Origin of the sequence: Haloferax prahovense (assembly GCF_000723845.1) — an archaeon.
GTDB lineage: Archaea > Halobacteriota > Halobacteria > Halobacteriales > Haloferacaceae > Haloferax > Haloferax prahovense.
Genome location: NZ_LK053001.1, coordinates 82,746 through 108,332, shown reverse-complemented (window position 1 = coordinate 108,332; position 25,587 = coordinate 82,746). Strand labels below are relative to the sequence as shown.

The following is a 25,587-nucleotide window of genomic DNA, read 5'->3' as shown; positions in this document are numbered from 1 at the left end:
CTCGATCAGGAGATCTTCATCGTCGAGAATCTCTGCAACCTCGATTCGTTCGTTGGTGAGTCATTCCAATTCTTTGCTGTGCCGATCAAAGCCATTTTGATACTCGCGCTCGCCGCAGCGGTGCTCGGCGCTCGGGGGGTCGCCGGACTCAGTATGGACATCGCCAACTGGCTGGTCATCATCTTCGTCGTTCTTGCCATCGTCACGTTCATCCTGTAGACCCACTCCAACTGCTCTCGGTGATACACACAACTTTGGATCGACGGCTCGGAAACAGCGAAGCAGATGTCGTTCGTCTGGGGACTCGGCCAGAGTTTAGCTGAACGGCCGTGGAAATCGACGTTCGTACGGTAGCTCTAGGCGACGCGAACGCTGGTGATGACTCTGAGTATCTGCTCGGTCTCGACGGTCGGTGTCCGTGCTGTAGCTCATTTGGCACGGAAACGCACACAGCGCGTGATGGGAACGATTGTCTCTTAGCCGTCGTGTGGGACGCTACTGTTCACCAACCGCGCCCCACACTGCAGGCACTTGCCTGTGTCTTCAGGTCTTCGATGCCGTCTCCACAATCACGGCATACGTAGAGCGTTGCTTCTGAAACGGAGATGCGTGTCGTTGTCATCTTTCTGTTGACAATTACCGTACCGACACCAGACGTCGATCGAGAGCCGAAGCGTTCGTCGGCGTCACGAGGGGTCCCGTGCCGCATGTCCGTCGATCAGTGCTGTGACTGGCAGGCAGGCGCGGCAGCCGTAGATGTTGTCTTCGTTGTCCCCGAAGACGCGGGCAAATCGTGACGTTACGAACGCGCCGCAGTCGTTGCATTCTGGCATCGTTTAGTCACTCGGGAGGACCTGGCGGGGACGGGTCTGCGGTCGATCGTTATCGGCGCCGTCCACGTTCTTCGCGGTCTTGATGTCGTTCGTTCGCCTGTGCCACGTCTTCGGCGGTGATGTTCTTGCGACCGCGACGGCGAGCGCGGCGAGCCGCCGATTCGGCGACTTCGGCTGTTTCCTCGGCTGCCGCCTCTCTCAGCGCCTCTGCAGCCTCCGCATCTGGCTCGACATCTTCCTCAGCGGCTTCCGAAAGGACGTGTTTCGCCTTCTCGGAGTCGACCGCTTCTCGCGCTCGACGCCGCGTTTCTCGACGTGATCGGAATGGGTTTCGTACCATGTGAAATCTCTCCGCTGGTGAGCGGACACTGGGACTAACGCCTTCCGACTGCATCAAGTGTCGATATTTTAATAATCAGACAATTTTTGATTAACTGGGTGACGTGGCTCTCGAATGCCTACAACATCCAATGAACTATTGTTGCTGACACGTACGTCCAGTGGATGTAACTCACATAATCAAAACTTTCCCAAGTGTGAAAATAGGTATAATTGATGCACCACGGTAGATAGTGTCTCAGCTATGACGACCCACAGTCTCGACGCGTGTCTCCGCCTTGTCGCCGACCAGCATCGACGTCGGATCATCCACCACTTGCGCCACGAGGCTACCGGGGCCACGACGTTCGATGACCTCGTCGAGCAGATACACAGGCGAGCTTCGGACTCCAAGAACGGTCCACCGCAGGATCGGGACAAACTCGCCATCCAATTCCACCACACGCATCTGCCGAAGTTAGCGGACTACGGTGTCGTCGAATTCGAACACACAACTGGTACCGTCCGGTACCATCCTGACGAACAGGTCGAAGCGGTGCTCGACTCGCTCCCTGGAGAAGTATCGCTGCCGAATCCCTGATTAGCAGACGAAGCCATTTCAGCTGAAACCGACAGCCCTGCTGCTATCGCTCGCCCCCAACGGACTTCGGTGATGCAACTGACTATGGGGACATCGTCGCAGAATATTTCACACTCACCAAGGGCATATCACAGGACTTCTCGGAGGACTGGAAAACGATATCTGGCAGTCGCCTCACCGGGGAGACGTGATACGCGACGAGTTGACCGTCACCTACACCGGCGGCAGCGAAGAGATAGACGAGGGGGCGACATGTTCGATTGCCACCGGGGCATACTGTCAGAGCCGACGAGGACACCGCTCCGCACGGGAACAGCAAAGCAATTGAGTGAGATGACAGAGGTTCCCCGAACGCGGGTGTACGATGCGATTCGAGCGCTGGAGGACAAGGCCTGGTCGAGATTCAGCATTCGAGCCCGCAGCAGTTCCGGGCCGTTCCGCTCGACGAGGCGACCGAGACCTTGCGCGACCAGTACGAAGACCGCTTCGAGCGACTCCACGATGCGCTGGGCACGGTCGAAATCGTCGAGGAGGACGACGAAACCCCTGTCCAGCAGATATGGGCGATGTCCGGGCGGGACGCGATCGAAAATCGGACGGACCAACTCATCGAGGACGCATCCGAGGAGGTCGTTCTCGTCGTCGGTGACGAGTCACTCTTGACCGATGATCTCGTTGCCACTCTCAACGACGTCAGCAGCGGGGTCGACCTTCTCATCGGCGCGCTGACGGAGTCGCTTCAAGAGCAAATCCAGACGGCCGTGCCGGACGCTACGACAGTCATCTCTGGGTTAGAGTGTTACACGGTGTGGACGTTACTGAAGACGAGACGGCGATCGGCCGGCTCCTGCTGGTCGACCGCTCGACGATTCTCGTGAGTTCGCTCATGCCCGACACCAAGGACGAACAAGCGATATTCGGCGAAGGATTCGGGAACGGGCTGGTCGTAATCGCCCGGCGACTCATGGCTCGGGGGTTGTTGACCGTCCGTGATCCCAAGCAGTGCTCTCGCGACGAGCGGCTATTGGCTACTCCGTCAGCGGACGCAACTGTCGGTAGGTTCTTGATCGCGTTCGTCGCAGAAACGGTCCTCGAGCAACTGGAGCGTGAGATACTCGCCATTGTCGATCGTGATACAACAATTATTATAAACGAACGAGAGGCGTCCGCCCGTCCGAGGTGTTCCATCGTACCGCGGGTCGAACAACGAATCTAACGCAGTTGGATCGACGACATCCGCGAGTGGTCGAAGAGAACATGGTTCACGGCCTTCAACAGCGCTCACCGTGCGTACGACGGCCGTACTGACCGATTCGTCCGGCCCGAGTTCGTACTCCACAGTTCTGATTCGTGCTAGACGACCAAAAACTCCGAACTTGTTCACCCTATTTATCAAAACTTCGAGAATATACCGAGCCGCTTGCACCCGAATATGCGGCGACGATTGAGCTCTGGCTTTCCCGCATCGAAGATGTCGATGTACTTCCCAACGTCGTTAGTCCAGAGGGTTTCGAGGGAGAGAATGAAGACGAACCGAATGGTTATGACGGAGACTCCCCGAGTGAGAGCTAAGAATGGCCACTGAAAGTGAGGTCCCCGATATTCCGGAGGACATGTCGCCGGAGGAGGCTCGACGGTACCTGATCCGATTCCTTGGACGGCAGGACCTTGACGAACACGAAGAGATCTACGAAGAACTCTCTCGTGAGTGAATAGCTCTTTATCGGCCCGAACGGGTGCGGACGAGGTTTCTCTCCAAACTGTAGGCTGATCTCCTGAAGACACATTCACGTTCTGCGTCAATCCTGCCGTCACTGAGGCTTTCGCCGGAAGCGGTGGTCGAGGTGACCACCACCGGTTAGTAATGTGTGGGTTTATATTGGATGTGGAGGTCAGTAGGTGTCTGAGGCCGGAATCGGTCCGTGCCTCGCAGATTGGTACTGTCTAATTAAGCCAGTTTGAGAAGCGAGCAGGTCTTCGAGCATCTTGACCAACTCACTCAACGACCCGCTCGTTGCTTAAACTGGGTTAACTAGACAGTACCTCGTGAGTAATGAAAATCAGCGACTCAAAATCACCCAACACGGAGCGAGAAGGGTATTCCCCGGTGGGTTTCAGTGGTAGCATCGCCGTGGCCCGCTTAGGTTAGTCGCTCGCCGCGCTCGCGGTGGGCCTCGAAGACGTCGAAAGCCCAGTTGACCGCTGCAGAACTGTCGGTCATGGCGACGGCCGCCAGTGTCCCTCGGTCGGTGTCGAACCCTGTGAGCACGAGCGTGTCGTCGTACAACGAGAGGTCGATCACGTCCTCGGTGACATAGACGGCAGCGTTCTCGTGGCTTCGTACTGTTTCATGCAACTCGCCGTGTTGGCGTTCGAGGCGTTCCAGGACCGCCTGCGGGAGGGCCCACTCGAAGTCGACGCCTCCCTCAACGCGGTCGACGGTCCGAGCGAGCGTCACCGGCGAGCCGAAACTCGTTGCAGCCCCGTAGATTCGCTCGTCGACGTCGCTGATGACGGATTCGAGGTGTTGCTCAATGGCGTAGGGTGACTCGGAGTCGACTGCCATCACCGTCGCATCAGCGAAGAGGTGGAGGTTTTCGGTGAGGGCAGGCGGCGAGAGGTGTTCGAGCAGTGGCTTCAGCCTGCCGGCCGCCGCCAGCGAGCGCTCGAAGCGGTCGGCAGCGTCGAGAACGGCCGCTCCCGCGCCGGTCGTCCGGTACCCCCGGTTGGTCCGTTCGAGCAGTCCCTCGTCGACCAGCGCGGCGGTCTGGCGATAGACGGTCGCTCTGGACACGTCGAGTTCAATCTCCAGCGCCGACCGGTCGAGCGGCCGGTTGCGGGTCGCAGCCAACAGTGGGTGGTGGTTCAACAGTCGGGCGGGATCACGACTGTAGCGATTCATACGACTATCATGTGGCTATGAATGATACGTATTTCGTCTCCTCCAAGTGTATCACGCCGTGTGGCCGGAGTGTCGGTGTCACCGCCACGCGGCTGTGGTTGCGGTTCTAATTGTCTGAATGACAGATGTCTCATGTCGTGAAACACCGTCTCAGCCAATGACTATACTTGCGGTTGAATTCGTACTGAATATATGAATAAAACCGCGGTACGGGCGGCCGTCGACCGCAGTCGACGCAGCCGAAGGTTGGACGGAGTGAGTGTCTGATGGGCACGACGGGCGGTCGCCGCGTACTCGTGGGCATAACACTCCTCGTTGTTTCGTTGGGTGTCGGTGTCACCGTCTTCGCGGGGGTGGCAGCCGCCGATATGCCGGACGCCTCGCAGTGTAGCGCTATTTCGTGGACGAATCAGACCATTTCGGGGCAAACGTACTACGAGGTCGACACGCTGGACAAACTCCAGTGTATCGAGGACAAGGGACTCGGGAACAACTACGTCCTGATCCGAGATATCAACGCGACCGAGACATCCACATGGGACGGCAACAATGGATTCGACCCGATCGGTGACAAACGCAACGAGTTCACGGGCACCTTCGACGGTGACAACCACACGATTTCGGGACTGACCATCAACCGAGCGGGGACATACTCTGTTGGTCTGTTCAGTGAGGTCGATCCGGTGGGAACGATCAGGGCGGTTGGCCTCGAGGGCGGATCCGTCACCGGCGCGAGAAGGACCGGACAGCTCGCCGGGTATAACGATGGGACCGTCGAGGACTCTCACGCCACTGGTGAGGTTACCGGGACCGAGCGGGTCGGCGGCCTGGTCGGCCGTAACGATGGGGCGGTTCGTCGCTCCTACGCGATTGGAGAACCGACTCGTGGAAGCGATTGGTTTGGCGGACTGGTCGGTTTTAACCAGGGGACGGTCAATCGCTCCTTCGCTGCAAGAGCCGTCGACGGAGGAGGGGGCAGCACGTCCGCTGGCGGGCTGGTCGGCGTCTCCACGGGAACGATAGCGGATTCCTACGCCACTGGCACGGTTACTGCGAGCTGGTACGCCGGTGGGGTACTCGGGTCGTTCCAGGCGGACCCCGGAGGGACGGTTCGGCGTTCGTACGCCACTGGAGCCCTCAGTGTCGACGACGAGACACAGGGGATCGGTGGCCTCGTCGGTGGCTCCGCTGTTGACCCGACTACCGTGGAGCAGGCCTACTGGGACGTGGGAACGACGAACGAGGAGAGTGTGAGTACGGGGGATGGGTGGGACCCGATAACCTTCACCGACGTCAGCGGCTTCGGAGCGACGGCCGATACCGCCCCCGCTCCCGAGATGCAGGGGACGAGTGCGGAGACGAACATGACCGGCCTCGACTTCACCAACACGTGGGAGATGGTCGAACGCGAGGATACGGACGCGGCGATGGACGGCTATCCGATACTGCGGGGCATCGATCGGACGGCGCAGCTTCGAGCCCAGGGTATCGCAAAGCCAGTCGTCGAGTCCATCAGCCGGGACGACCCAGACGTTCAGGCAACCACCGCCGAACGCGTGAACCTCACCGTGACGTTCTCGGAGCCGGTTACCGGCGTCGACGCCGACGATTTCACGCTTGCAACGACTGGCACTGCGACAACAGCCAACGGGGACGACGACATCTCGGTTACCGGTGCTGACAGCCGATACATCGTCACCGTCGATACCGTCACGGGCACGGGCGACCTCCGAGTCGACCTCGTCGACGACGACAGTATTACGGACGCCGACGGTAACGCGCTGGTCGAATCCGGTGCAGCCGGGAGTACCGACGGGAGCTATACGGACGGTGAGTCGTTCGCCGTCGACAACACGGGGCCGTCGTTCGCCTCCAGTGAGAACTGGACCGTCGCCGAAAACACCGTCATTGCAGCCGACGTGAACGCCACCGACGGAAACGGCAACGATACCGACATCACCTACTCGCTTGTCGGTGGGGTGGATCGATCAGCGTTCAGCACCAACGCCACCACCGGCACCCTCTCGTTCGACAGCGCACCGGACTTCGAGAACGCGACCGATGCCGACGGAGACAACGAGTACGTGGTCGACGTGCAGGCGGTTGATGAGTTCGGTATCAACACTACCGAGACACTCACCGTTACCGTGATCGATGCTGCCGAACCCCGGCTCGCACCCGACAACAGCTCACAAACGACTCGCGAGGACACCGTGCTTTCGATCGCCGACGGCGAGAGCGTCGACCTCCTAGAACTAGGGACCGCTACCAACGCTGGCGACTCACTGACGGCGGTCAACGGCACGATGTTCAGCGACGGGATAGTCCTCACGCTCGGCTCGGGGGCGAACCTCACCGTCTACGGGAACGGAAGCTGGACGTACGATCCGAACGGGCAGTTCGAGTCCCTTGACGATAGGGAGAATACGACAGACAACTTCACCTACACCGTTTCGGATGTCGACGGTGACACTGCACGTGGGGTCATCACGGTAACGATTATCGGCGTCGACGAACCCGCACCCCGTCGCTCGGGGTCGTCTTCGTCGTCCTCGTCGTCCAGTAATGATCCCGAAGTTCGCGTAACCGCCGGAGACGAAGGGAAGGGTACGTGGCGCGTCGACGTCTCGGACCCCTCGACTGGCGAGCCGGTCGAGATCCGACTCGGCGACACCAGTTCTGATGATGCCGAACGCGACCTATCGCTCACCGGCCTGCGGATGAACATCGACGACAGCTCGGATTTCGAACTCGACATCACGACCGGCGACGCCGGAAGCGACGAAACCGAGCCGTCGTTTACCGCTGGGACAGAAGCGCAGTCGGTGGGGACGATCACCGTTGACCACACGATTGCCGACGAGAATGTCGAAAACGTGACATTCACCGTTAGTCTCCGCAAGTCACGGCTCGCCGAGTCGGACCTCGATCCCGACTCTGTCGCGCTTTACCGCGACGAGACGACTCAGTGGAACCGGTTGCCGACCACTATCGTCGAGGAGACTGATGCGCAGTATACGTTGGAAGCCACATCGCCAGGACTGTCGACGTTCGTAATCGGAGCGGCTCCAGTTGCAAACACGACCGACGCGACAATCACAACTGACGAGCCAGCCACGACAACCGAATCGAACATAACGGACACGATAGACACAACTGACGAGCCAGCCACGACGGCTAGTGATTCACCGGGATTCGGCGTTGTACTTACAGTAATCGCGATGTTGGTTGGCACATTCGTCGTTCGACGAGCTAGGTACCGGTCGAAACAGGATTCCGATTCACCGTGAGACCGGTGGCTTGTTGCTCCTCACTTAGGTTGTGGAGGCTCTGTTGAAATCCTCAGCAGCTGATAGTTTGCCGACTTCGTGCTGAATACAGAGCGCACGTCGGTCACGCAACAACAACGCGTATATCGGGTAGTTCGGCTTCGATGGCTCGCTCGTCTCCTCGTGGGTCGGTAGCACGCCCGGTGCGTACTGGGGCGGCCCAGACCTCTCCAACAGCGAGGGTGGGGCGTACTCCGCAGGCTCTACCGCCGATGGACTTCCCCACGTCTCGTGACGAGAGTCGCCGCTGACGGGATCAAGGGGTTCTCCCATGCGGAACCGTCGTGGGAGAATTGGCTCACGTTCGAGGATTTCGCCGAGGCATCGGCCGGCCTCTTCGCGGTCGGCTATATCAGTTCGAGTGTCCTCTCCGGGGCGGCCGTATGCTACGGGGCGCGAGCAGTGAGATCGAACCTCCGTCGACCGCGTCGGCCCGTCGTCGGTACCCGACTCCCTCTCGCTCGAAGCGTCGATGGCGAACGTGAACACGCGAACGGAACTCGGTGCGCTCCGTCAGCGGTTTGGTGAGTGAGTTCGCAGCTATTTCTGAGCCAGTTGTATTGCATGATTAATACAATAATAACTGCCCTATTCATTATCTATGTGCACTCAAAAGTTGGCAAGCCATGCTGACGAGGGAACTCTCGTGAGTCGTACAGAAATTACGAGTTGTAATTTATGGTCATATATGTGATGATATATGGTTTTGTCTGATTTTTAAGCGCCAGACTAGCACGGAGAGCACCGGAGTGTGAGACTAGCCATGTACCAAACCGTCCACTAGACAGTTGATCCGCCAGCGACACGGAGGTGGTTACTTCCGAACATCTATTCACAGTATTTACAATACTAATTGTGCAAGTGACTATATCGAGTATAGTCGTTTTACCGGTTCGCTCGCTCGGAAAGCCGATGAAAACCCGAGACGAGCGATATCCGTAGCATCGCGTCGCAAGGAATTACAGACGTAGTGTCGTAATTCTAGAGCTACAACGAGCGCCGGTAATCACCCGTCTATGGTCGTGTACTCGGAGTACTGGTTACGCACTTCGAGTTCGTTTTTGCTGTACTGCAGTACGTTCAGTAGCTCCGCCATGTAGGCCGGTGTGAACCGGTCTCTGGGCCCGGTCACGCCGATAGACGCCTTGACCTCTCCGTTCTTATCGAGAAGCGGAACGGCGATACCTCGAATACCGCGGAGGTGTTCCTCGTCGTCGATGGCGTAGCCCCGTTTACGGACCCGCGCGAGCGAGTCTTCGAGTTCCGCCAGCGAGCTAACGGTCCTGTTCGTCCCCGACGGGAGGCCGTGTCGCTCGACGATTTCCGCCCGGCGAGCCTCGGGAAGGTACGCTAAGATCGCCTTTCCGAGCGAGGTCCAATGCATCTCTGTGCGATTCCCGATCGGAATCTCGTCCGCCGCGGCCTTCTCCCCGGTGCTTCGATACAGAATGACCCGTTTCCCGTTTTCTTCGACCGCGGCGCCGACTATCTCGCCCGTCACTCGGCTGAGCTCTTCGACCTTATTCCTGAGCAGTCGAGCGATGTCGACCCGCTGCCGGATGTCTCCGCCGACCTCGAGAAAGCGAAACGAGCGGCGGTACTCTCCGGCGTCTTTGACGACGAAACCCCGCTCGACGAGCGTGTTGAGGTGGACGTAAATCGTGCTTGCCGGGATGTCGACCGTCGACGCGAGTTCCGAGAGGCCGGCCGGTTCGACGCCGCTGAGAGCGTCGAGAATCTCGAACGTCGTTTCGACCGCGCGTATTGTTTTGACGTTGCCATCGGACATGGTACGGTCTTTCCCGCACTCGGTGAAAGTAGTTTCCCCCTGTTCAACTGGAATTCAACTCTCTCGGAAAGAAAACCTCGAGTATTTACCACAGAAAAAAGTACAGCGAGTGGCACGCTATTTTTACCTCATATCGACACGTATTTTCCGAACACGTCAAATCCGGGAGCGAAGCCGCGTCCGGTGAACAGGCCGAAATACCGGTTGAGAAGGCGTGTTCGACGAATGTCAACGGTAGTGTAGGCGTACGTCGAGGTTCTGCACTTTCGACCGTGTTGAATACGGGGCGTCGGCAGTGGTGACATCGCGGGGGACCGCCGCCGAGTCACTCGGTTAGACGCGAGGGGAGGCGAGAACCGACGACTGGACAGGCGCTTCACCTGCCGACTGGGGTGTCGAGAAGGTCGCAGCGGCGCCGAATGCGATTCAACACGGTTGGGAGCTCGGCGTTCGCCTCCATTACCAACATTTATTATGCGGGATTGAGGAGTAGTCCTCAGTCGACATGAGCCAGGTAAGACTATCGAACGTGAGTAAGGAGTACGACGGGGACATCCTCGCCGTCGAGGGGTTGGACCTCACCGTAGACGACGGGGAGTTCGTCGTCGTCGTCGGGCCGTCCGGCTGCGGGAAGTCGACGACGCTCAGGATGGTGGCGGGGCTTGAGACCGTCACCGGAGGTGAAATCGCCATCGGCGAGAACGTCGTCAACGACGTGCGGCCGCAGGACCGGAACATCGCGATGGTGTTCCAATCGTACGCGCTGTACCCCCACATGACCGTCCGCGAGAACATGTCTTTCGGGCTACGTCTCGCCGGGGAGGGCGACGGTGAGGTCCGGGACCGCGTCGAGGACGCCGCCGAGATGCTGGAGATTTCGGAGCTGTTAGACGACCTCCCGAAACAGCTCTCGGGCGGTCAACAACAGCGGGTCGCACTCGGGAGAGCCATCGTGCGCGACCCTGACGTGTTCCTGATGGACGAGCCGCTTTCGAACTTGGACGCCAAGCTCCGGACGCAGATGCGGACGGAGATTCAACGGATTCAGGAGGACCTCGGCGTCACGACGGTATACGTCACTCACGACCAGACAGAGGCGATGACGATGGCCGACCGTATCGTCATCCTCAACGACGGTAAACTCCAGCAGGTCGACCCCCCGGAGCGGTGCTACGACGAGCCCAACAACGAGTTCGTCGCCGGGTTCATCGGGTCGCCCTCGATGAACTTCTTCGAGGTGACCGCGACGGACCACGACGGTGGCGTTCGCTTCGAGTCGCCGAGCTTCGAGTTCACGCTGGGCGTCGACATTCCCTCTGGTGAGTACACGTTGGGCGTCCGACCGGAAGACCTCACGCCGGATCGTGAGGGAGGCTACGTCGAGACAGTCGTCGACGTCGTCGAACCGGTCGGCTCGGACAACTTCCTCTATCTGCAGACGGCCCGAGGTTCGTCCGAGGTCGTCGCGCGGGTCGAAAGCGAGTTCCGACCGACCGTCGGGGACGAGATAACGCTCGGGTTCGACGTGGACGACATGCACCTCTTTGGTAGCGACGGCGCGCGCGTACCGGTGAGCCAGACGCAACTGACGGACTCCGCCTGACATGATGTATGATTCAATCGGACGACGAGAGCACGAGTGGGCGGGAATGACCGCGGCCGAGGTTCGAGAGGTTGGAGCGAAGCCGGGGTCGGTTCTGGTGATTCCGGTAGGGAGCATCGAACAGCACGGCGAACACCTGCCGGTGGTGACCGACTCCCTCCTGGTCGAGGCGATGGTCGATTCCGCGGTCGAGCAGACCGACGGTCTCCCGGTCGTCGTCTCGCCGACGGTTTGGAGCGGGTTCTCACCGCACCATCTCACCTTCGGCGGGACGCTGTCGTTAGACTTCGAAACGATTCGCGCGACGCTCGAGGACATCGCGAACACGGGACTTCAAAACGACTTCGACGCCGTGTTGTTCGTCAACGGCCACGGCGGCAACGGTCCCCTCATCGGGTCCGTCGTCAGCACGGTCGGCGTCGAGACCGACGCCGAGGTCCTCGGAACGACCTACTTCGAGCTGGCGACTGACCGAATCGAGGCGCTTCGAGACACCGAGACTGGTGGGATGGCCCACGGGGGCGAGTTCGAAACGTCGCTCATGCTTGCGGTCCGACCCGACCTCGTCGGCGATTCGTCCACGCGGAACGGTGAACCGCTACACGAGTCGTACCGCTGGGGCGGACAGGACCTCCTCGACGGGGGCTCGGTGAGCGTCTACCGGTCGTTCGACGCGTACTCCGAGACGGGTGCCATCGGACTCCCCGAGGAGGCGAGCGCCGAGAAGGGAGAGCGGATTCGGTCGATTATCGCCGAGGAGCTCGCCTCGCTGCTCGATGCGGTTCACGAACAGAACGCGTGAGACTCCGACAATCATAATGAAAATAAAATATGAATAAAAACAATTATATATGTGGGCGCAATTGGTAGCGATGATGCGAGAGAATACCACAGAAGAAGCTAGCGGACAGACTCTGGACCGTCGGCGGCTCCTTCAAGCGCTCGGCGCTGGTGGCATGATCGCCGTCGCCGGCTGTACCGGCGGCGGGGACGGAAGCGAAAGCGGCTCCGATGGCGAGGGCAGCGGTGAGAGTGGGGACGACACGCAGAGCGTCCAACTTCTCACGATGGGGGTCGGCGACAACATCAAGCAGTTCTTCGAGGAGAACAACGCCGCCTTCGAGTCGGAGTACGACGTCGACGTCGAGTTCACGAGTGTAACCTGGGACAACGCACGACAAACGGTGAACAACCGAGTCGACGGCGGCCAGGCCCCGGACGTGAGCCGCTGGCCCGCCCGGTGGATTCCGCAACTCGTCGGGAAGGACGCGCTCGAACCGGTCGACGATCTGATGGACGGCGAGTTCGGCGAGAAGTTCGCCGAGGGGGTCGCCAACGGTACGATGTACAACGGCTCGCACTACGGCGTCCCGTGGGCCGCGTCGAACAAGTGTCTCTACTACAACAAAGACGCGTTCGAGGCCGCCGGTCTCGACCCGGAAACCCCGGCGCTGGACACGTGGGAAGACATGCTCGCGGCGGCGAAGGCCCTTACCGAGAGCGACGAGGTGAATATCCCGGCGCTCGGCCTCGCCGGCGCCGACGCCATCGAGACGGGGTCGCAGTACTACCACTACCACTGGTCGCACGGAGCCGACCTGGTCGACGACGAGGGGATGCCCGTGGTCAACTCCGACGGCGCCGTCGAGGCGCTCTCGTTCTACACCGACCTCCACCTCGAACACGGCGTGACGCAGTCCTCGCCGCTCTCGTCGACCCGACAGGACATCCGTCAACTGTTCGAGAACGGCGACCTCGGGATGGTCATCGGGCACGTGTACACGGGGCTCAACATAACCGAGTCACAGGAGAACGGCGAGGTCGACTTCGACTACGGTATCGTCCAGGTCCCGGAGGGCCCCGCGGGCCGGTACAGCCTGTTCACCATCGACACCCTGGGCATCTTCAGCCAGAGCGAACACAAGGACGTCGCGCGAGACCTCATTCGCTTCTATTTCGACGAGGAGCGCCGCTTCCAGTACTCGAAGCAGAAGGGCTTCCTTCCGGTCGTCGAGGCGGTCGGCGAACGGGAGTACTTCTCCGAGTCGAAGAACTGGGGGCCGTTCGTCGAGGCGGGACAGTACGCCCGTGCCCGGCCGAAGCTCAGCAATTTCAGCCAGTTCAACGACCGGATGGTCCAAGCGATACAGGAAGCGCTCGCCGACCAGAAGAGTCCGCAGAAGGCCTTGAACGACGCCCAGAGTGACCTCGAAGACGCGATGAACTAATGCAACGATATGAGCCTCGCTGAAGAACGTACCCAGACAGGCGACGATTCGCGACTGGCACAGTCCGCCGCGCACGTCAAGCGGAATCGCCGCGCGTACCTCTTGATAGCGCCCGCTGCGGTGTTCCTCGTCGCCGTCGTCGGGTACCCGATACTGGAGACGTTCCGCCTGTCGCTGTACCGATCTCCCGCCGATTCGACTATCGAGACGTTCGTCGGGTTGCAACACTACGTCGACATCTTCAACAGCGACATCTTCTACCGTCTCCTCTGGCAAACGGGACGGTGGGTCGCGGTCGGCGTCGCCGGGAAGACGTTACTCGGGCTGCTCATCGCAGTCCACCTCAAGGGCGACATTCGGGGTCGGAAGTTCTTCCGGACGGCGTTTCTCATCCCGTGGGGAATTCCGTACGCCATCTCTGCGGTCGTCTTCCGCTGGATAGAGCATCCACAGTTCGGCTATCTCAACGCCATCCTGCTCAAACTCGGCGTGATAGAGCAGGGTATCGGAATTCTCGGGAACCCAGACATCGCGTGGCTGGGCGTCGTCGTGGCGGATATCTGGATCGGTACGCCGTTCATGGCGATTATCTTCCTCGCGGGTCTGCAGTCGATTCCGCAGGACCTCTACGAGGCCGCGGCCATCGACGGGGCCGAGCGGTGGCACCAGTTCCGATACATCACGCTCCCACAGCTCAAGAGCGTCATCCTGATGGCGACGCTCCTCTCGACGATTTGGACCTTCGTCAGCTTCGACGTTATCTGGACGATGACGGGCGGCGGTCCGATTAGCACGACTGCGACGCTGGTGATACACATCTACCAGGTCGGCCTGCAGAACGGGAACCTCGGGCTCGGCGCCGCCTACAGCGTCATCGGGTTCCTGCTGTTGCTCCTGTTCGCCGTCGTCTATCTCAGGGTCTACACCCGCGGAGGTGAGGAGCTGTGACGATGGCAGGCCACGACGAGGGCGGACTGCGCCGAGTCAGAGTCTACGGCATGCTCATCGCCCTGCTCGGGATAATGATGTTCCCGTTCTACGCGATGTTCTCCAGTACGTTCAAACCGGAGTCGGAGATATTCTCCGCGCCGGCGACGCTCGTGCCGTCCCAGCCGTCTCTCGGGGCGTACGTGGACGTCTGGACGCAGACCGACGTGCTCCTCTGGATCGCCAACAGTTTCGTCATCTCGCTCGGAACCGTCGTCCTGACGCTTCTGCTCGCGATTCCCGCGGCGTACTCCTGCGCGCGGAACGACTTCGTGGGCAAGCGGACGTTCCTGCTTGCCGTCCTCGTCGTCCAGATGTTCGCCCCCGTGGTGCTCATCGTGGGGCTGTTCGACGTCATCAGCCGACTCGGACTGTTCAACACGTACCTGGCCGTTATCGTCCCCGCAGCGGCGTTCACCCTCCCGTTCAACATCTGGATGCTCTACGGCTACTTCAAGACCGTTCCCGTCGAACTGGAAGAGTCCGCCCGCATCGACGGTGCCAGCCAGTTACAGGTACTCACGAAGATTGTTCTTCCGCTGACCAAACCCGCGCTGGTCGCCAGCATCACCTACACGTTCCTGTACGCGTGGAACCGGCTACTGTTCGTGCTGACGTTCCTCACCGACAGCGGGAAGTACAACATCCCGCGCGGGGTCTTCTCGATGGTCGGCGCGCTCCAGACCGACTGGCGGATGATGCTCACCGTCTCGGTCATCGGTATCATCCCGCTCCTCGTCCTGTTCGCGTTCCTCGAACAGTACATCGTGGCGGGGATGACCGCCGGCGCAGTCAAGGAGTAACGGCCCTCCTGTATATTTATTATCGACCCGCGTGACGACCCGCTATGGAGTTCGCTATCTGGGCGTACCCGTGGGACGTGCTCGATACGGGACCACGAGAGACGGGCGCTCGCATCGCCGAACTGGGCGTCGACGAGGTGACCCTCGCGACGAACTATCACGCCGTACAGGCGTTCGCGCCGCACAACCCGAAGCGACGGACCTTCTTCGCACACGCGAGCTCGTACTTCCGCCCTGGCGGCGGCTACGGCCGCCTCGAACCGGTTCCGTACGAGGGGATGACCGGTGACTGGGTCGCTGAAATCGCCGACGGCCTCGAGAACGTCCGGTTGAACTCGTGGACGGTCGGTTGCCACAACTCGCGGCTCGGGATGCGCCACCGAGACGTGACGCTGACCTCCGCGCACGGCGACGACCTCGTCTTCGGCCTCTGCCCGACGAACCCCGACGTACAGGAGTACCTCATCGGACTCGTCCGCGACCTGACCGACTCGGCCCACTTCGACCGAATCGAACTCGAGACCTTCGACTACTTCTACGGGACGGGATTCGGTTGGCACCACCAGAAAATTCACGCTCGGCTGGGAACGCTCGGTGAGTTCCTCTTCGGACTGTGTTTCTGCGACCACTGTCGGGCAACCGCGTCGGACGCGGGCGTCGACGTCGACTCAGCTCGGGACACCGTCGCACAGACGCTCGACGAAATCGTCGACGGAACCGTTCCGCACGGACTCTCACCCGAGCTGTGGCTCCGCGAGCACGACGCGGTCGCCGACTACGTCGACGTGCGCGAAGAAACGCTGGCGACGCTCTACGCGGAGTTGTCCGCGGAGAGCGGGTCGACGCCGCTCGGATACTACGTCGGCGCGCCCGAACCCGGCCGCGAGTGGATGGTCGGGGCCGACCTCGACCAGTTGTCCGAGCACGTCGACTACTTCTGTCTGCCAGCGTATGAGTCCTCACGTGAGGCGGTGATAGACGCCTATCGAAGCGTCGATGCGGTGACCGATGACAGACCGTTACACGTCGGACTCCTCCCGGGCCACCCGGCGATACACGACGGCGACACGCTCGTCGACATCGTCGACTCACTACGGGCCGTCGACGTGCCGCGAGTCTCGTTCTACAACTACGGGCTGCTGCCCGAGCGGTCGCTGTCGTGGATTCGGGAGGCCACGGACGCGAGTCTGTAACAAACGATACTTTCATACTGTCGCCCCCTACAAGCGTTTGTATGGAGATAACCGACGTGACAGCGGTTACTGTCGACGTTCCGCTAACGAGTACCGACGAGCATCTCGGAATCGCCCCGTACACCACGAATCACGGCGAACTCGAATCGATGGAGCGCGTGCTCGTCCGCGTCGACACCGACGAGGGTATCGAAGGCTGGGGCGAGATGCGCGTGTTTCTCTCGCCGACGGCGACCGAGTCGCTCATCGAAGACGGTATCGGGCCGATGGTCGTCGGTCAATCGCCGTTCGAAATCGAACGCCTTCGCCGACAGGTGTTCGTCGAGTACACGAACGTGGATATGTTCTTTTCCGCCGTCGAAACGGCCTGTTGGGACATCGTAGGGAAAGCGCTCGACCGACCCGTGTACGAACTGCTCGGCGGCTGGACCGCGCCGACCCAGAGCACGCTCCAGCACAGGTCCCACGTGGCCGACGGCACCCGGACCCCCGGACCAGTCCCGGTCGCGTTCTGTCTCGGAATCCTGCCGCCCGAGGAGTCTCGCGTGAAGGCCCGTGAGGCACTAGACGCCGGCTTCGACGTGCTCAAGACGAAAGCGGGGAGGGACTGGCGACAGGACGTTGCGCGGATCAAGGCGATGCACGACGAGACGGACGGACAACTGGAGTTCCGCCTCGACCCGAACCAGGGTTGGACGCTCGACCAGGCAGTTCGCGTCGGCGCGATGCTCGAAGACGAAGGTATCTACCTGCAGTACCTCGAACAGCCGATTCGGGTGGACTCCCACGTGTCGCTCGCACGATTGCGACAGCGCCTTCGGCAGCCCATCGCCCCGAATGAGGACACCTACGTACCACACAACATCTCTTCGCTCGTCGAGGCCGGTGCGATGGACGTGGGCGTTATCGACCTCACCCCGGCCGGCGGCATCAGCGGTATCCGTCAACAGGCGGCGATACTCGAAGACGCCGGCGTGCCGTTCACTCACCACTGTGCGTTCGACCTCGGGATTCGGACGGCGGCGATTCTCCACGCCGTAAGCGGGATACCGGGCTTTTCGCTCCCCCCGGACTCGACGTACTACGCGTGGGAGGGCGACGTCATCGCGGAGCCGTTCGAAGTTGAAAACGGCTGTCTCCCCGCACCGCGCGGACCCGGCCTCGGAATCTCGGTCGACCGAGACGCCGTCGAAGCGTACCGAATATAGTGCAACACCATAGCAAGGTTGAATAGCTCCGACCACATCGGTGCGCACGCTATGGTTGAGTTATCACTACGAGACCGTCCGGCAATCGTAACCGGTGCCTCTCGAGGTATCGGTCGCGAAATCGCGGCGCGATTCGCGGAGGCTGGCGGAGACGTCGCCATCTGCTCGCGCTCGTTGGACGACGTGAGACCGGTCGCCGAGGAACTCACCGCCGCACACGACGGCCGGGTCGTTCCGGTCGAATGCGACGTGACCGCCCGCGACGAGGTTCGAAGCCTCGTCGATACCGCGCTCGACGAGTTCGGCGAGGTCAAGGTGCTGGTGAACAACGCTGGCGGGTCGGACGAGTCCGCGAACGTGGCGCACCGCTGCGACGAGGAGACGTTCGAGCGGATGGTCGACCTGAACCTCAAGAGCCAGTTCCTCCTGAGCAAGGAGGTCCTCCCGGCCATGGTCGCCGCCGGCGGAGGCTCGATGGTCCACATGGGCTCGGTCAACGGGCTCTTCGGCATCGGTCTGTCCGGCTACTCGGAGGCGAAAAGCGGTCTCCTCGCGATGTCGCGAAACATCGCGGCCCACTACGGCCAACACGGTGTTCGCTCGAACGTTATCTCCGCAGGGACGATAGAAACCGCGAGCAGGCGCGAGGAGATGGAGAACACAGAGGGCCGAACGGGCGATTCGAACGCGCGCGAAGGCTGGCTCGACCAGTACCCGCTTGGTCGCTTCGGGACGCCGCGTGAGGTCGCGGACACCTCGCTGTTCCTCGCATCCGAGCTGTCCAGTTTCATCACCGGCGAGAACGTCGTCCTCGACGGCGGCCTCACGACGAGTCTCTCGACGTCGTTCATCAATGAAGTGTACGACGCGGACGAAGTACCATCGCGGCAGTAACCACATCAACGATGAAAGAACTAACCACAGCGGACGCACCGGACAGCATCGGACCGTACTCGCAGGGCGTCGTCTCCGGCGATAAACTCTACGTCTCTGGACAGGGACCCGTCGACCCCGAAACGGGCGAAGTCGTCGACGGGACGCCGGCGGAACAGACGAAGCGAACCCTCGAGAACGTCGAGGCGATTCTGGAGGCCGGCGGGTCGTCGCTCGCGGACGTGGTGAAAGCCACCGTCTTCCTCAAAGACATGCGCTACTACGACGAGGTGAACGAGGTTTACGGCGAGTATATGTCGGCACCATATCCGGCACGGAGCGCCGTCGAGGTCGTGAAACTCCCCGTGGACATCGACGTGGAAATCGAGGTCGTCGCCGAGCGGTGACGCGTCGAGCGAACGACTCGGAGGTACCGTCCCGACCGTAGGTGAGAGCGGAAGCCGACGGTGAAACACCGCGTCGGGAGTGGCAACGCTACCCTCCCCGCGGTCCCGAAGCAGTGTCGACCGTTGGGTTCCGTTTTCGTTTCGTGCAGTTCAGAACGCGTGACGGTTCGGTCGTCCCGGCCATCGAAGCCGGTCTGGTGTCTACTCAGCCCGTGCGGCCTCGACAGCCTCTCTGAACGCGCGGGCGTTCGCTTCGATAACGCCGAACTCGCCGCGAGCGATGGCCTCGGCGTCGACGATGGCGCTCCCGACGCCGACGGCTGTCGCGCCCGCGTCGAAGAACTCGCCGACGTTGTCCAGTCCGACCCCGCCGGTCGGGACGGTCGGGATGTGGCCGAGAGGGCCGCCGAGTGCCGAGACAAACCCCGGTCCGAGCGTGCCGGCGGGGAACACTTTCACCATGTCCGCGCCGGCTTGGAAGGCGTTGACGGCTTCGGTTGGCGTAGAGATACCGACGAGCGAGGGCGCGCCGTAGCGGTTCGCGGCTTCGACGACGCCTTCGTCGAACGACGGCGTGACGATGAACTCCGCACCGGCGAGGGTCGCCGCCCGCGCCGTCGCCGCGTCGAGGACGGTCCCCGCGCCGACGGTCACCTCGTCGGCCGCGAAGGACTCCGACACGTCTCGAATCATGTCGAGGACGCCCTCGGTGTTCGCGGTTATCTCGACCGTCGAGACGCCACCGCGGCGGAGCGCGTCGACCGTCTCGATCGCCGTCTCGGGGTCGGTCCCGCGGACGATTGCGACAATACCCGACTCTGCGATTCGCTGGGCGGTGGAAGCGACCATACCCGTAGCAGGACGACCCACGGCTTAACCTTCGGGGTCCGGCGACTGCCGCGAGCAAACATCGTCGAGAGCGGAGTCCTTATGCCGCGACTCCGCGACGTTCGAGTATGCAAGACTCGACCCGACGGAGTGGATACTGTGACGCCTGAACTGGTGACGTTCGGCGAGACGATGGTCCGCCTGTCACCTCCGAGAGGACGCCGCTTGGAGACGAGCGACACCCTGCGGTTCAGCACCGCCGGGGCGGAGTCGAACGTCGCCATCGCGGCCAGCAGGCTCGGAGCTGACGCCGCGTGGCTGTCGAAACTTCCCGACTCAGCGCTCGGCCGCCGGGTCGCGACCGACGTACGTCGACACGGCGTCGAACCCGCGGTCGTCTGGAGCGACGACCACCGACAGGGGACGTACTACCTCGAACACGGCGTCGAACCGCGTGGCACGTCGGTCATCTACGACCGGGCGGACGCCGCGGTGACGACTGCGACGCCCGACGAACTCTCGACGCGCCTCCTCGAAGACGCCACCTACTACTACACGAGCGGTATCACGCCCGCGCTGTCCGACCAGTTGGAAGCGACGACGCGCTCGCTTCTCGACGCCGCGCGGAGCGCGGGGGCGACCACCGCGTTCGACCTGAACTATCGGTCGAAGCTCTGGAGTCCCGAAGCGGCACGCGAGACGCTCGAACCGCTCTTTCCGCTCGTCGACGTGCTCGTCGTCGCGGCGCGCGACGCCCGAACCGTTCTCGGACGCGACTGCGACGCGGCCGCGATTGCGGCGTCGCTCGAAGCGGAGTTCGGCTTCGAGACGGTGGTCGTCACGCGCGGCGGCGAGGGCGCACTCGCCCGCGCCGGCGGCGAGACGTACGAGCAGGGTGCGTTCGAAACCGAGACGGTCGACCCGATTGGTACGGGCGACGCGTTCGTCGGCGGCTATCTCGCCTCGCGGATTCGCGGTGACCCCGTCCCCGACGCGCTCGAAACGGGTGCCGCGACGGCGGCCCTCAAGCGAACGCTGGACGGCGACTTGGCCGTCGTCACCCCCGAAGAGGTCAAGCGCGTACGCGAGCAGTCCGGCGGTGGTATCAGCCGTTGACCACGGTTCACCGACTGAGCGGCCGAGACGAGAGATACGAGGTGGCTGTCGCACGTTCTCGAGTGTTTGTCGTGGTTGCCCGCGCTCACGACCTGCCTGAGACGACGCCAACACAGGTTGCAGTTGAGGGACCCACCCCAAAACCGATGGGACATCGTCTCGTTTTCATATTGTGACATATTCGACACAAGGCTGTTTCTTGACATAGTACTGTTTCGTTAGTGAACACCTCGACCGACGTTCGTCAGTTGGACGATTGATGCGGTCGTTGGCTGTTATAGTATTGTATATTTTTGAATTAATATGGGCGCTCTAACGACTGCCCACCTACGAGTGATGGACGCAACCGACTCGAATTTCGAGGACATGGAGCAACGTCTTGATGAGATTCCACCTAGTGGAGCAAGCCGATCGCTTAATTCTAATAGGGAGATTGAAGTTCGTTATTCGTCATGCTCACCGAGAAGCACAGCGCTCGAGATATCGTGTTTCTCCGAGAGGCGATGGCGAAACGCAGCCGTTGGGTCGGCCCTATGTCGGAACAATGACTCGGCGCCGAGAATTGGATCTCCAAATATATTGTATAATATAATCAAGACAGTCTGTGATCGATTCCGACAGCAGCCACCTCGACACAACCCAATTTGGCGTTTGCTCAGGCGGTTTGAGATATGTTTCTGACAGAACGAATGCTATCGATAGACTGCTTGATGAGAGTGTTCTATGTCGAGAGTTCGAGGCAGTTGTGTCGTTTCTCTTAGTAGATACGCGATCCCGTAGAGGTGGACGACAAACGCCCCGAGCGGTGTCCACAGAACGTAGTGCATTTCGGTGTCTCGGAAGCTGTCCGACCCCGACGAGTCCGCGGGCCCTTCGGTCCGGCGAGGTGCGAACCAGACGTGAGGCTTCTTCTTTAACTAGACAGTGCCGTCTGGTGAAGTGCCATCGCTGTTCCACCCGAGGAGGGTGTCTTACCGACGTCCCTCGCCAACCAACCTGAAGGAATTATCTCGTTCGACGACCGAGTGCTGATATGCAGCTGTTCGACGAGCTTGCGAGAGCAGCGAGGTGCGACGTGGTGAGGGACCGGAGCGAGAACCCGAGGAAGGTGTCGGCGACGTGACCGAAGAGCCGCGTCCCGCCGGGCACCTCTCACCGCTCGCCACGCTCGTCGACGAGGTTCTCGCGGGCGTCGGTTACGAGATGGCAGCCGCCACCGACATCATCGACGACGCCGTCCCCGGCTACGGCGGCCTGTTCGACCCCGCGACGACCTCGGGCGAGTTGCGGCGTGCGCTCGATGATCTACTGTCGTCGGAACTCACTCACCCGCCAGTCCCCGCACCGACCGACGATTCGTTCATCCTGTACGTCGATGGCAGTTCGCGCGGCAACCCCGGTCCGGCGGGCGCGGGCGCGGTCATCATGGACGCAGAAGAGAACCAACTCGCACGGCTCGGCCGTCCCGTCGGGTCTCGGACGGGGAACAACACCGCCGAGTACGGCGCCCTCCAACTCGGACTATCCGAACTGGTGTCACGCTACGAGCCACACAGCCTCGAAGTCCGAATCGACTCGATGACAGTCATTCGCGATGTTTGGGGAGGTAACGACCCGACAGAACCGGGCGTCGAGACGTACAGCGAGGCTATCGCCGCAGCGCTATCGAGCGTTCCGAACCACCGGTACACGCATCTGGCTGACTGCGACCCGAACCCCGCCGATGCGCTGGCGACAGTCGGTGCCGACATCGCAGCCTTGGGGCCGGGATAGCTCGTCTCGTCGCGGGTGTGCCGAATTCCCGTCGGTGACGTGTCCATTCCGCTCGTGCGAGTCGCAACCCATCCGGTCACCGTGTGCCATCTCGTTTCGAACCGACGCCAGTGGGTGGTCGTGGCTTTTACCCGCATCGAGACATCACCTCCGGTATGGACCTTCAGATTGCTGGACTGGAGGATCTCGAGGAACGAGTCGGGAACGCCCTCAACCGAATCGGCGAACTGCAAGCGGGTACCCGGGTCCACTCGGACGTCTTCTTCTCGCAACCGTTCATGCGCGACCACACCGAGTTCGACTCGTTTGCCGCGTTCTGCGATCAGAGCCCGTGGGCGTTCGACGACGTTGCCGACGCACGGGACATCTCGCGTGCCCGACTCGACGAGTACGTCGCCGACAGAACTGATTTCGAGACGTGGGAGGAGATGAAGACTCGGGCCGCCGAAGAAGAGATTATCGACCAAATCGTCTCCTGATCACCCCACGCCCGGAACCGCGTTCAACAGATTGTACAGGCCGTAGCTGATGGCGCCTGCACCCGGTATCGACCCGAGCCACGACCCGAGCGCGATGCCGACTTTCCGCGGTGAGACGCCGCTTCCGTCCGACGAGCTGGCGGCGAGACCACTCCCGACGATGCTCGCGATCATCACTTTGTTGAACGAGATCGGGATTCCCAGTACGATTTCGAGCTGTGCGATCAGGAAGGTGGGAATCAGGGCGGCGATCGACCGTCTCGCCCCGAGCGTGGTGTATTCGTTCGAGACGGCTCGGACGAGCCGCGGCCCTCTGATCCACGCCCCGAAGAGAATCCCACCGCCGCCGAGTGCGAGCAGGGAAATCGACGAGAGCTGGAGGTCCGTTTCGAACACGGCCTCTAGCGGCCCGGTCGCCAAGCCGATCTGCGTGCCACCGCTCGTGAACACGACGATGAGTCCCAGCGCGACCAGAAACTGATTGATACCGGCGGTCTCGTCGCGGCGGGTTCGTCGACTGCAACTCGATATGGTTCGTCTCACGCGGGACGCGTCCGTCGTCAACCACCCGATGCCCCCAGTACCGAATGTCTGGTGAGAGCGTTCAACGCCGTGCAATCGAGAGACCTGAACACAACGTTTATTCATGCGTTACTTGTTGTCAGCTATCATGAAACACACCGCAGCAGTCTGGGACCCGACCCTTGACGACGGCCGGTATCGGAACCCGATCATCTACGCGGATTACTCCGACCCCGACGTGGTTCGCGTGGGTGATGACTTCTTCATGACCGCTTCGAGCTTCAACGCCGTCCCGGGGCTTCCGATACTCCACTCGCGCGACCTCGTGAACTGGCGACTCATCAATCACGCCATCGACGAGTTACCACCAGATTTCGACCGTCCGCAGCACGGGAACGGTGTCTGGGCGCCCTCGATCAACTACCACGAGGGGACGTTCTACATCTTCTACGGCGACCCCGACCGCGGCGTCTACATGACCAAGACCGACGACCCCCGGGGTCGGTGGTCCGATCTGACGCTCGTGCACGAGGTCGAGGGGTGGATCGACACGGCACCGCTGTGGGACGACGACGGGAACGCGTATCTCGCTCACGCGTTCGCGAAGAGCCGTGCCGGATTCAACAGCGTGCTCAACATCGCCCCGATGGCACCCGACGGGACACACATCACCGGCGAAAGCCGACAGGTGTTCGACGGCCACGACGACCACCCGACAATCGAGGGGCCGAAGCTGTACAAGCGGGGCGGGAGTTATTACATCTTCGCGCCCGCCGGCGGCGTTAGCGATGGGTGGCAGACGGTCCTGCGCTCGGACGACATCTACGGCCCGTACGACGACCGAATCGTCCTCGCCCAGGGGGAGACACCGATTAACGGGCCGCACCAGGGAGCACTGGTGGGCTTGGACAGCGGCGAGGACTGGTTCGTCCACTTCCAAGAGGTCGACCCGTACGGCCGCATCGTCCACCTCCAGCCGGTCGCTTGGGCCGACGGGTGGCCCGTCATCGGTCGCGACGAGGACGGCGATGGGACCGGCGAGCCGGTCCGAACGCACGAAAAGCCCGACGTCGCCGCTGAGACGCTTCCGACGATGGTCCCGCAGACCTCCGACGACTTCGAAGCGGCCCGCTTAGGGCTCCAGTGGCAGTGGCACGGGAACCCGAAGTTCGGTTGGCACTCGCTTACTGACCGCCCCGACGCACTCCGTTTATTCCAACAGCGTGTCGATGCGTCTGAGAATCTGTGGTCCGTCCCGAGCCTCCTCCTCCAGAAGTTCCCCGCCCCGGCGTTCACGGCGACGACGGAAGTCCGGTGCGGCCTCGAAGAAGGAACCGGACACGGAGGGCTTCTCGTCATGGGCTCCGAGTACGCCTACCTCAGTGTCCGTAAGACCACGGACGGAGTCAATCTGATACAGGCTCGTAACACCAGCCCATCAGAGGGTGACCTTGACACGGTCGTTGAACGAGTACCCCTCCGGGGCTCGTCCGCACGACTGCGGGCGACTGTCGAAGACGGGGGGCGCGTCCAGTTCGCGTACGCGACCGACGATGCCGGCTTCGAGTCGATTGGAGAGCCGTTCCAAGCCCAGCAGGGACGCTGGATCGGTGCCAAAATCGGTTTGTTCGTCGCGCAGTCGAGCGAATCTGCGGTCGACGGTGGGTACTGCGACTTCGAGTACTTCGAGGTCAGCGAGTCAGCGACCCACGACTGAAGTCGTGGGCTTGTAGGCTTGCTACCGAATTGTGTACGAGAACTGTACAGCGTTGACGAGACGCTTTGCGAGTGGACA

Annotated in this window: 24 protein-coding genes and 2 pseudogenes; 19 read left to right on the top strand and 7 right to left on the bottom strand. The window is 61.5% G+C overall.

Annotated elements, in window-relative coordinates:
• Positions 1-78 precede the first annotated feature (78 nt).
• Positions 79-219 carry a DUF1328 family protein gene (locus tag BN984_RS20005; RefSeq protein WP_239640783.1) on the top strand — a complete coding sequence of 47 codons (141 nt, stop codon included), beginning with the start codon at positions 79-81 and terminating at the stop codon, positions 217-219.
• 467 nt (positions 220-686) lie between these two features.
• Here the strand turns inward: BN984_RS20005 and BN984_RS20225 are convergent, their stop codons facing one another.
• On the bottom strand, positions 687-833 hold the full coding sequence (locus BN984_RS20225; protein ID WP_449271579.1) for a DUF7563 family protein: 147 nt from the start codon (positions 831-833) through the stop codon (positions 687-689).
• An 82-nt stretch (positions 834-915) separates the two neighbouring features.
• Between BN984_RS20225 and BN984_RS15565 the strand changes: the two genes are divergently transcribed.
• From BN984_RS15565 to BN984_RS15555, 3 genes and pseudogenes are all read left to right on the top strand, one after another.
• Entirely contained in the window at positions 916-1,152 is a 237-nt protein-coding gene (locus BN984_RS15565; protein WP_049968675.1) for a hypothetical protein, read from the top strand.
• Between the two features lie 264 nt (positions 1,153-1,416).
• On the top strand, positions 1,417-1,752 hold the full coding sequence (locus BN984_RS15560; RefSeq protein ID WP_049968674.1) for a DUF7344 domain-containing protein: 336 nt from the start codon (positions 1,417-1,419) through the stop codon (positions 1,750-1,752).
• A 252-nt stretch (positions 1,753-2,004) separates the two neighbouring features.
• Positions 2,005-2,755, top strand: a pseudogene (locus tag BN984_RS15555) (TrmB family transcriptional regulator); the annotation flags it as partial.
• Between the two features lie 33 nt (positions 2,756-2,788).
• Here the strand turns inward: BN984_RS15555 and BN984_RS19150 are convergent.
• Positions 2,789-3,037 carry a HalOD1 output domain-containing protein gene (locus tag BN984_RS19150; protein WP_244877485.1) on the bottom strand — a complete coding sequence of 83 codons (249 nt, stop codon included), beginning with the start codon at positions 3,035-3,037 and terminating at the stop codon, positions 2,789-2,791.
• A gap of 289 nt (positions 3,038-3,326) precedes the next feature.
• Between BN984_RS19150 and BN984_RS19830 the strand changes: the two genes are divergently transcribed.
• Positions 3,327-3,464, top strand: a complete 138-nt coding sequence (locus BN984_RS19830) for a hypothetical protein (RefSeq protein ID WP_008096838.1) — start codon at positions 3,327-3,329, stop codon at positions 3,462-3,464.
• A 428-nt stretch (positions 3,465-3,892) separates the two neighbouring features.
• Here the strand turns inward: BN984_RS19830 and BN984_RS15550 are convergent, their stop codons facing one another.
• On the bottom strand, positions 3,893-4,654 hold the full coding sequence (locus tag BN984_RS15550; RefSeq protein ID WP_233517308.1) for a helix-turn-helix transcriptional regulator: 762 nt from the start codon (positions 4,652-4,654) through the stop codon (positions 3,893-3,895).
• 266 nt (positions 4,655-4,920) lie between these two features.
• Here BN984_RS15550 and BN984_RS15545 point away from each other — a divergent pair, with 266 nt between their 5' ends.
• On the top strand, positions 4,921-7,944 hold the full coding sequence (locus BN984_RS15545) for a GLUG motif-containing protein (protein WP_049968673.1): 3,024 nt from the start codon (positions 4,921-4,923) through the stop codon (positions 7,942-7,944).
• A 24-nt stretch (positions 7,945-7,968) separates the two neighbouring features.
• Here BN984_RS15545 and BN984_RS19495 read toward each other — a convergent pair whose 3' ends face one another.
• Together BN984_RS19495 and BN984_RS15540 are read right to left on the bottom strand one after the other, a co-directional pair.
• A complete protein-coding gene (locus BN984_RS19495) occupies positions 7,969-8,472 on the bottom strand; it encodes a hypothetical protein (RefSeq protein ID WP_156037899.1) in 504 nt (167 codons plus the stop codon).
• A 517-nt stretch (positions 8,473-8,989) separates the two neighbouring features.
• Entirely contained in the window at positions 8,990-9,772 is a 783-nt protein-coding gene (locus BN984_RS15540; RefSeq protein WP_008096833.1) for an IclR family transcriptional regulator, read from the bottom strand.
• Positions 9,773-10,277: 505 nt separating this feature from the next.
• On the opposite strand from BN984_RS15540, the gene BN984_RS15535 reads away from it, so the two are divergent.
• The 9 genes from BN984_RS15535 to BN984_RS15495 all read left to right on the top strand — a co-directional run bounded on the left by BN984_RS15535 (position 10,278) and on the right by BN984_RS15495 (position 19,074).
• Positions 10,278-11,375, top strand: a complete 1,098-nt coding sequence (locus BN984_RS15535) for an ABC transporter ATP-binding protein (protein WP_049968672.1) — start codon at positions 10,278-10,280, stop codon at positions 11,373-11,375.
• Between the two features lies 1 nt (position 11,376).
• A complete protein-coding gene (locus tag BN984_RS15530; RefSeq protein WP_049913702.1) occupies positions 11,377-12,177 on the top strand; it encodes a creatininase family protein in 801 nt (266 codons plus the stop codon).
• A gap of 154 nt (positions 12,178-12,331) precedes the next feature.
• The gene (locus BN984_RS15525; RefSeq protein WP_008096827.1) at positions 12,332-13,603 is read left to right on the top strand and encodes an ABC transporter substrate-binding protein; all 1,272 of its coding nucleotides are present in this window, start codon (positions 12,332-12,334) and stop codon (positions 13,601-13,603) included.
• 9 nt (positions 13,604-13,612) lie between these two features.
• The gene (locus BN984_RS15520; RefSeq protein ID WP_008096826.1) at positions 13,613-14,551 is read left to right on the top strand and encodes a carbohydrate ABC transporter permease; all 939 of its coding nucleotides are present in this window, start codon (positions 13,613-13,615) and stop codon (positions 14,549-14,551) included.
• Positions 14,548-15,393 (top strand): carbohydrate ABC transporter permease, encoded by an 846-nt coding sequence (locus BN984_RS15515; RefSeq protein ID WP_008605944.1) that lies wholly within the window; start codon positions 14,548-14,550, stop codon positions 15,391-15,393. The genes BN984_RS15520 and BN984_RS15515 overlap by 4 nt, the downstream gene beginning before the upstream one ends.
• A gap of 44 nt (positions 15,394-15,437) precedes the next feature.
• Entirely contained in the window at positions 15,438-16,586 is a 1,149-nt protein-coding gene (locus BN984_RS15510; RefSeq protein ID WP_008096825.1) for a hypothetical protein, read from the top strand.
• A 41-nt stretch (positions 16,587-16,627) separates the two neighbouring features.
• The gene (locus BN984_RS15505; protein ID WP_008096821.1) at positions 16,628-17,794 is read left to right on the top strand and encodes a mandelate racemase/muconate lactonizing enzyme family protein; all 1,167 of its coding nucleotides are present in this window, start codon (positions 16,628-16,630) and stop codon (positions 17,792-17,794) included.
• Between the two features lie 51 nt (positions 17,795-17,845).
• Complete coding sequence (locus tag BN984_RS15500) at positions 17,846-18,688, top strand: SDR family NAD(P)-dependent oxidoreductase (RefSeq protein ID WP_049913701.1); 843 nt, start codon at positions 17,846-17,848, stop codon at positions 18,686-18,688.
• Between the two features lie 11 nt (positions 18,689-18,699).
• Positions 18,700-19,074 carry a RidA family protein gene (locus BN984_RS15495; RefSeq protein WP_008096816.1) on the top strand — a complete coding sequence of 125 codons (375 nt, stop codon included), beginning with the start codon at positions 18,700-18,702 and terminating at the stop codon, positions 19,072-19,074.
• Between the two features lie 201 nt (positions 19,075-19,275).
• On the opposite strand, the gene BN984_RS15490 is transcribed toward BN984_RS15495, so the two are convergent.
• A complete protein-coding gene (locus BN984_RS15490; RefSeq protein WP_049968671.1) occupies positions 19,276-19,923 on the bottom strand; it encodes a bifunctional 4-hydroxy-2-oxoglutarate aldolase/2-dehydro-3-deoxy-phosphogluconate aldolase in 648 nt (215 codons plus the stop codon).
• 138 nt (positions 19,924-20,061) lie between these two features.
• Between BN984_RS15490 and kdgK1 the strand changes: the two genes are divergently transcribed.
• The 3 genes from kdgK1 to BN984_RS15475 all read left to right on the top strand — a co-directional run bounded on the left by kdgK1 (position 20,062) and on the right by BN984_RS15475 (position 23,270).
• Positions 20,062-21,018 carry a bifunctional 2-dehydro-3-deoxygluconokinase/2-dehydro-3-deoxygalactonokinase gene (gene kdgK1 / locus BN984_RS15485; protein WP_081909239.1) on the top strand — a complete coding sequence of 319 codons (957 nt, stop codon included), beginning with the start codon at positions 20,062-20,064 and terminating at the stop codon, positions 21,016-21,018.
• Between the two features lie 1,119 nt (positions 21,019-22,137).
• Positions 22,138-22,791 (top strand): ribonuclease HI family protein, encoded by a 654-nt coding sequence (locus tag BN984_RS15480; protein WP_049968825.1) that lies wholly within the window; start codon positions 22,138-22,140, stop codon positions 22,789-22,791.
• Between the two features lie 155 nt (positions 22,792-22,946).
• The gene (locus BN984_RS15475) at positions 22,947-23,270 is read left to right on the top strand and encodes a hypothetical protein (protein ID WP_008096810.1); all 324 of its coding nucleotides are present in this window, start codon (positions 22,947-22,949) and stop codon (positions 23,268-23,270) included.
• Here the strand turns inward: BN984_RS15475 and BN984_RS15470 are convergent.
• Positions 23,271-23,774: pseudogene (locus BN984_RS15470) on the bottom strand (inorganic phosphate transporter); the annotation flags it as partial.
• Positions 23,775-23,940: 166 nt separating this feature from the next.
• Between BN984_RS15470 and BN984_RS15465 the strand changes: the two are divergent.
• Positions 23,941-25,509, top strand: a complete 1,569-nt coding sequence (locus BN984_RS15465; RefSeq protein WP_049968670.1) for a glycoside hydrolase family 43 protein — start codon at positions 23,941-23,943, stop codon at positions 25,507-25,509.
• Positions 25,510-25,587: the final 78 nt, after the last annotated feature.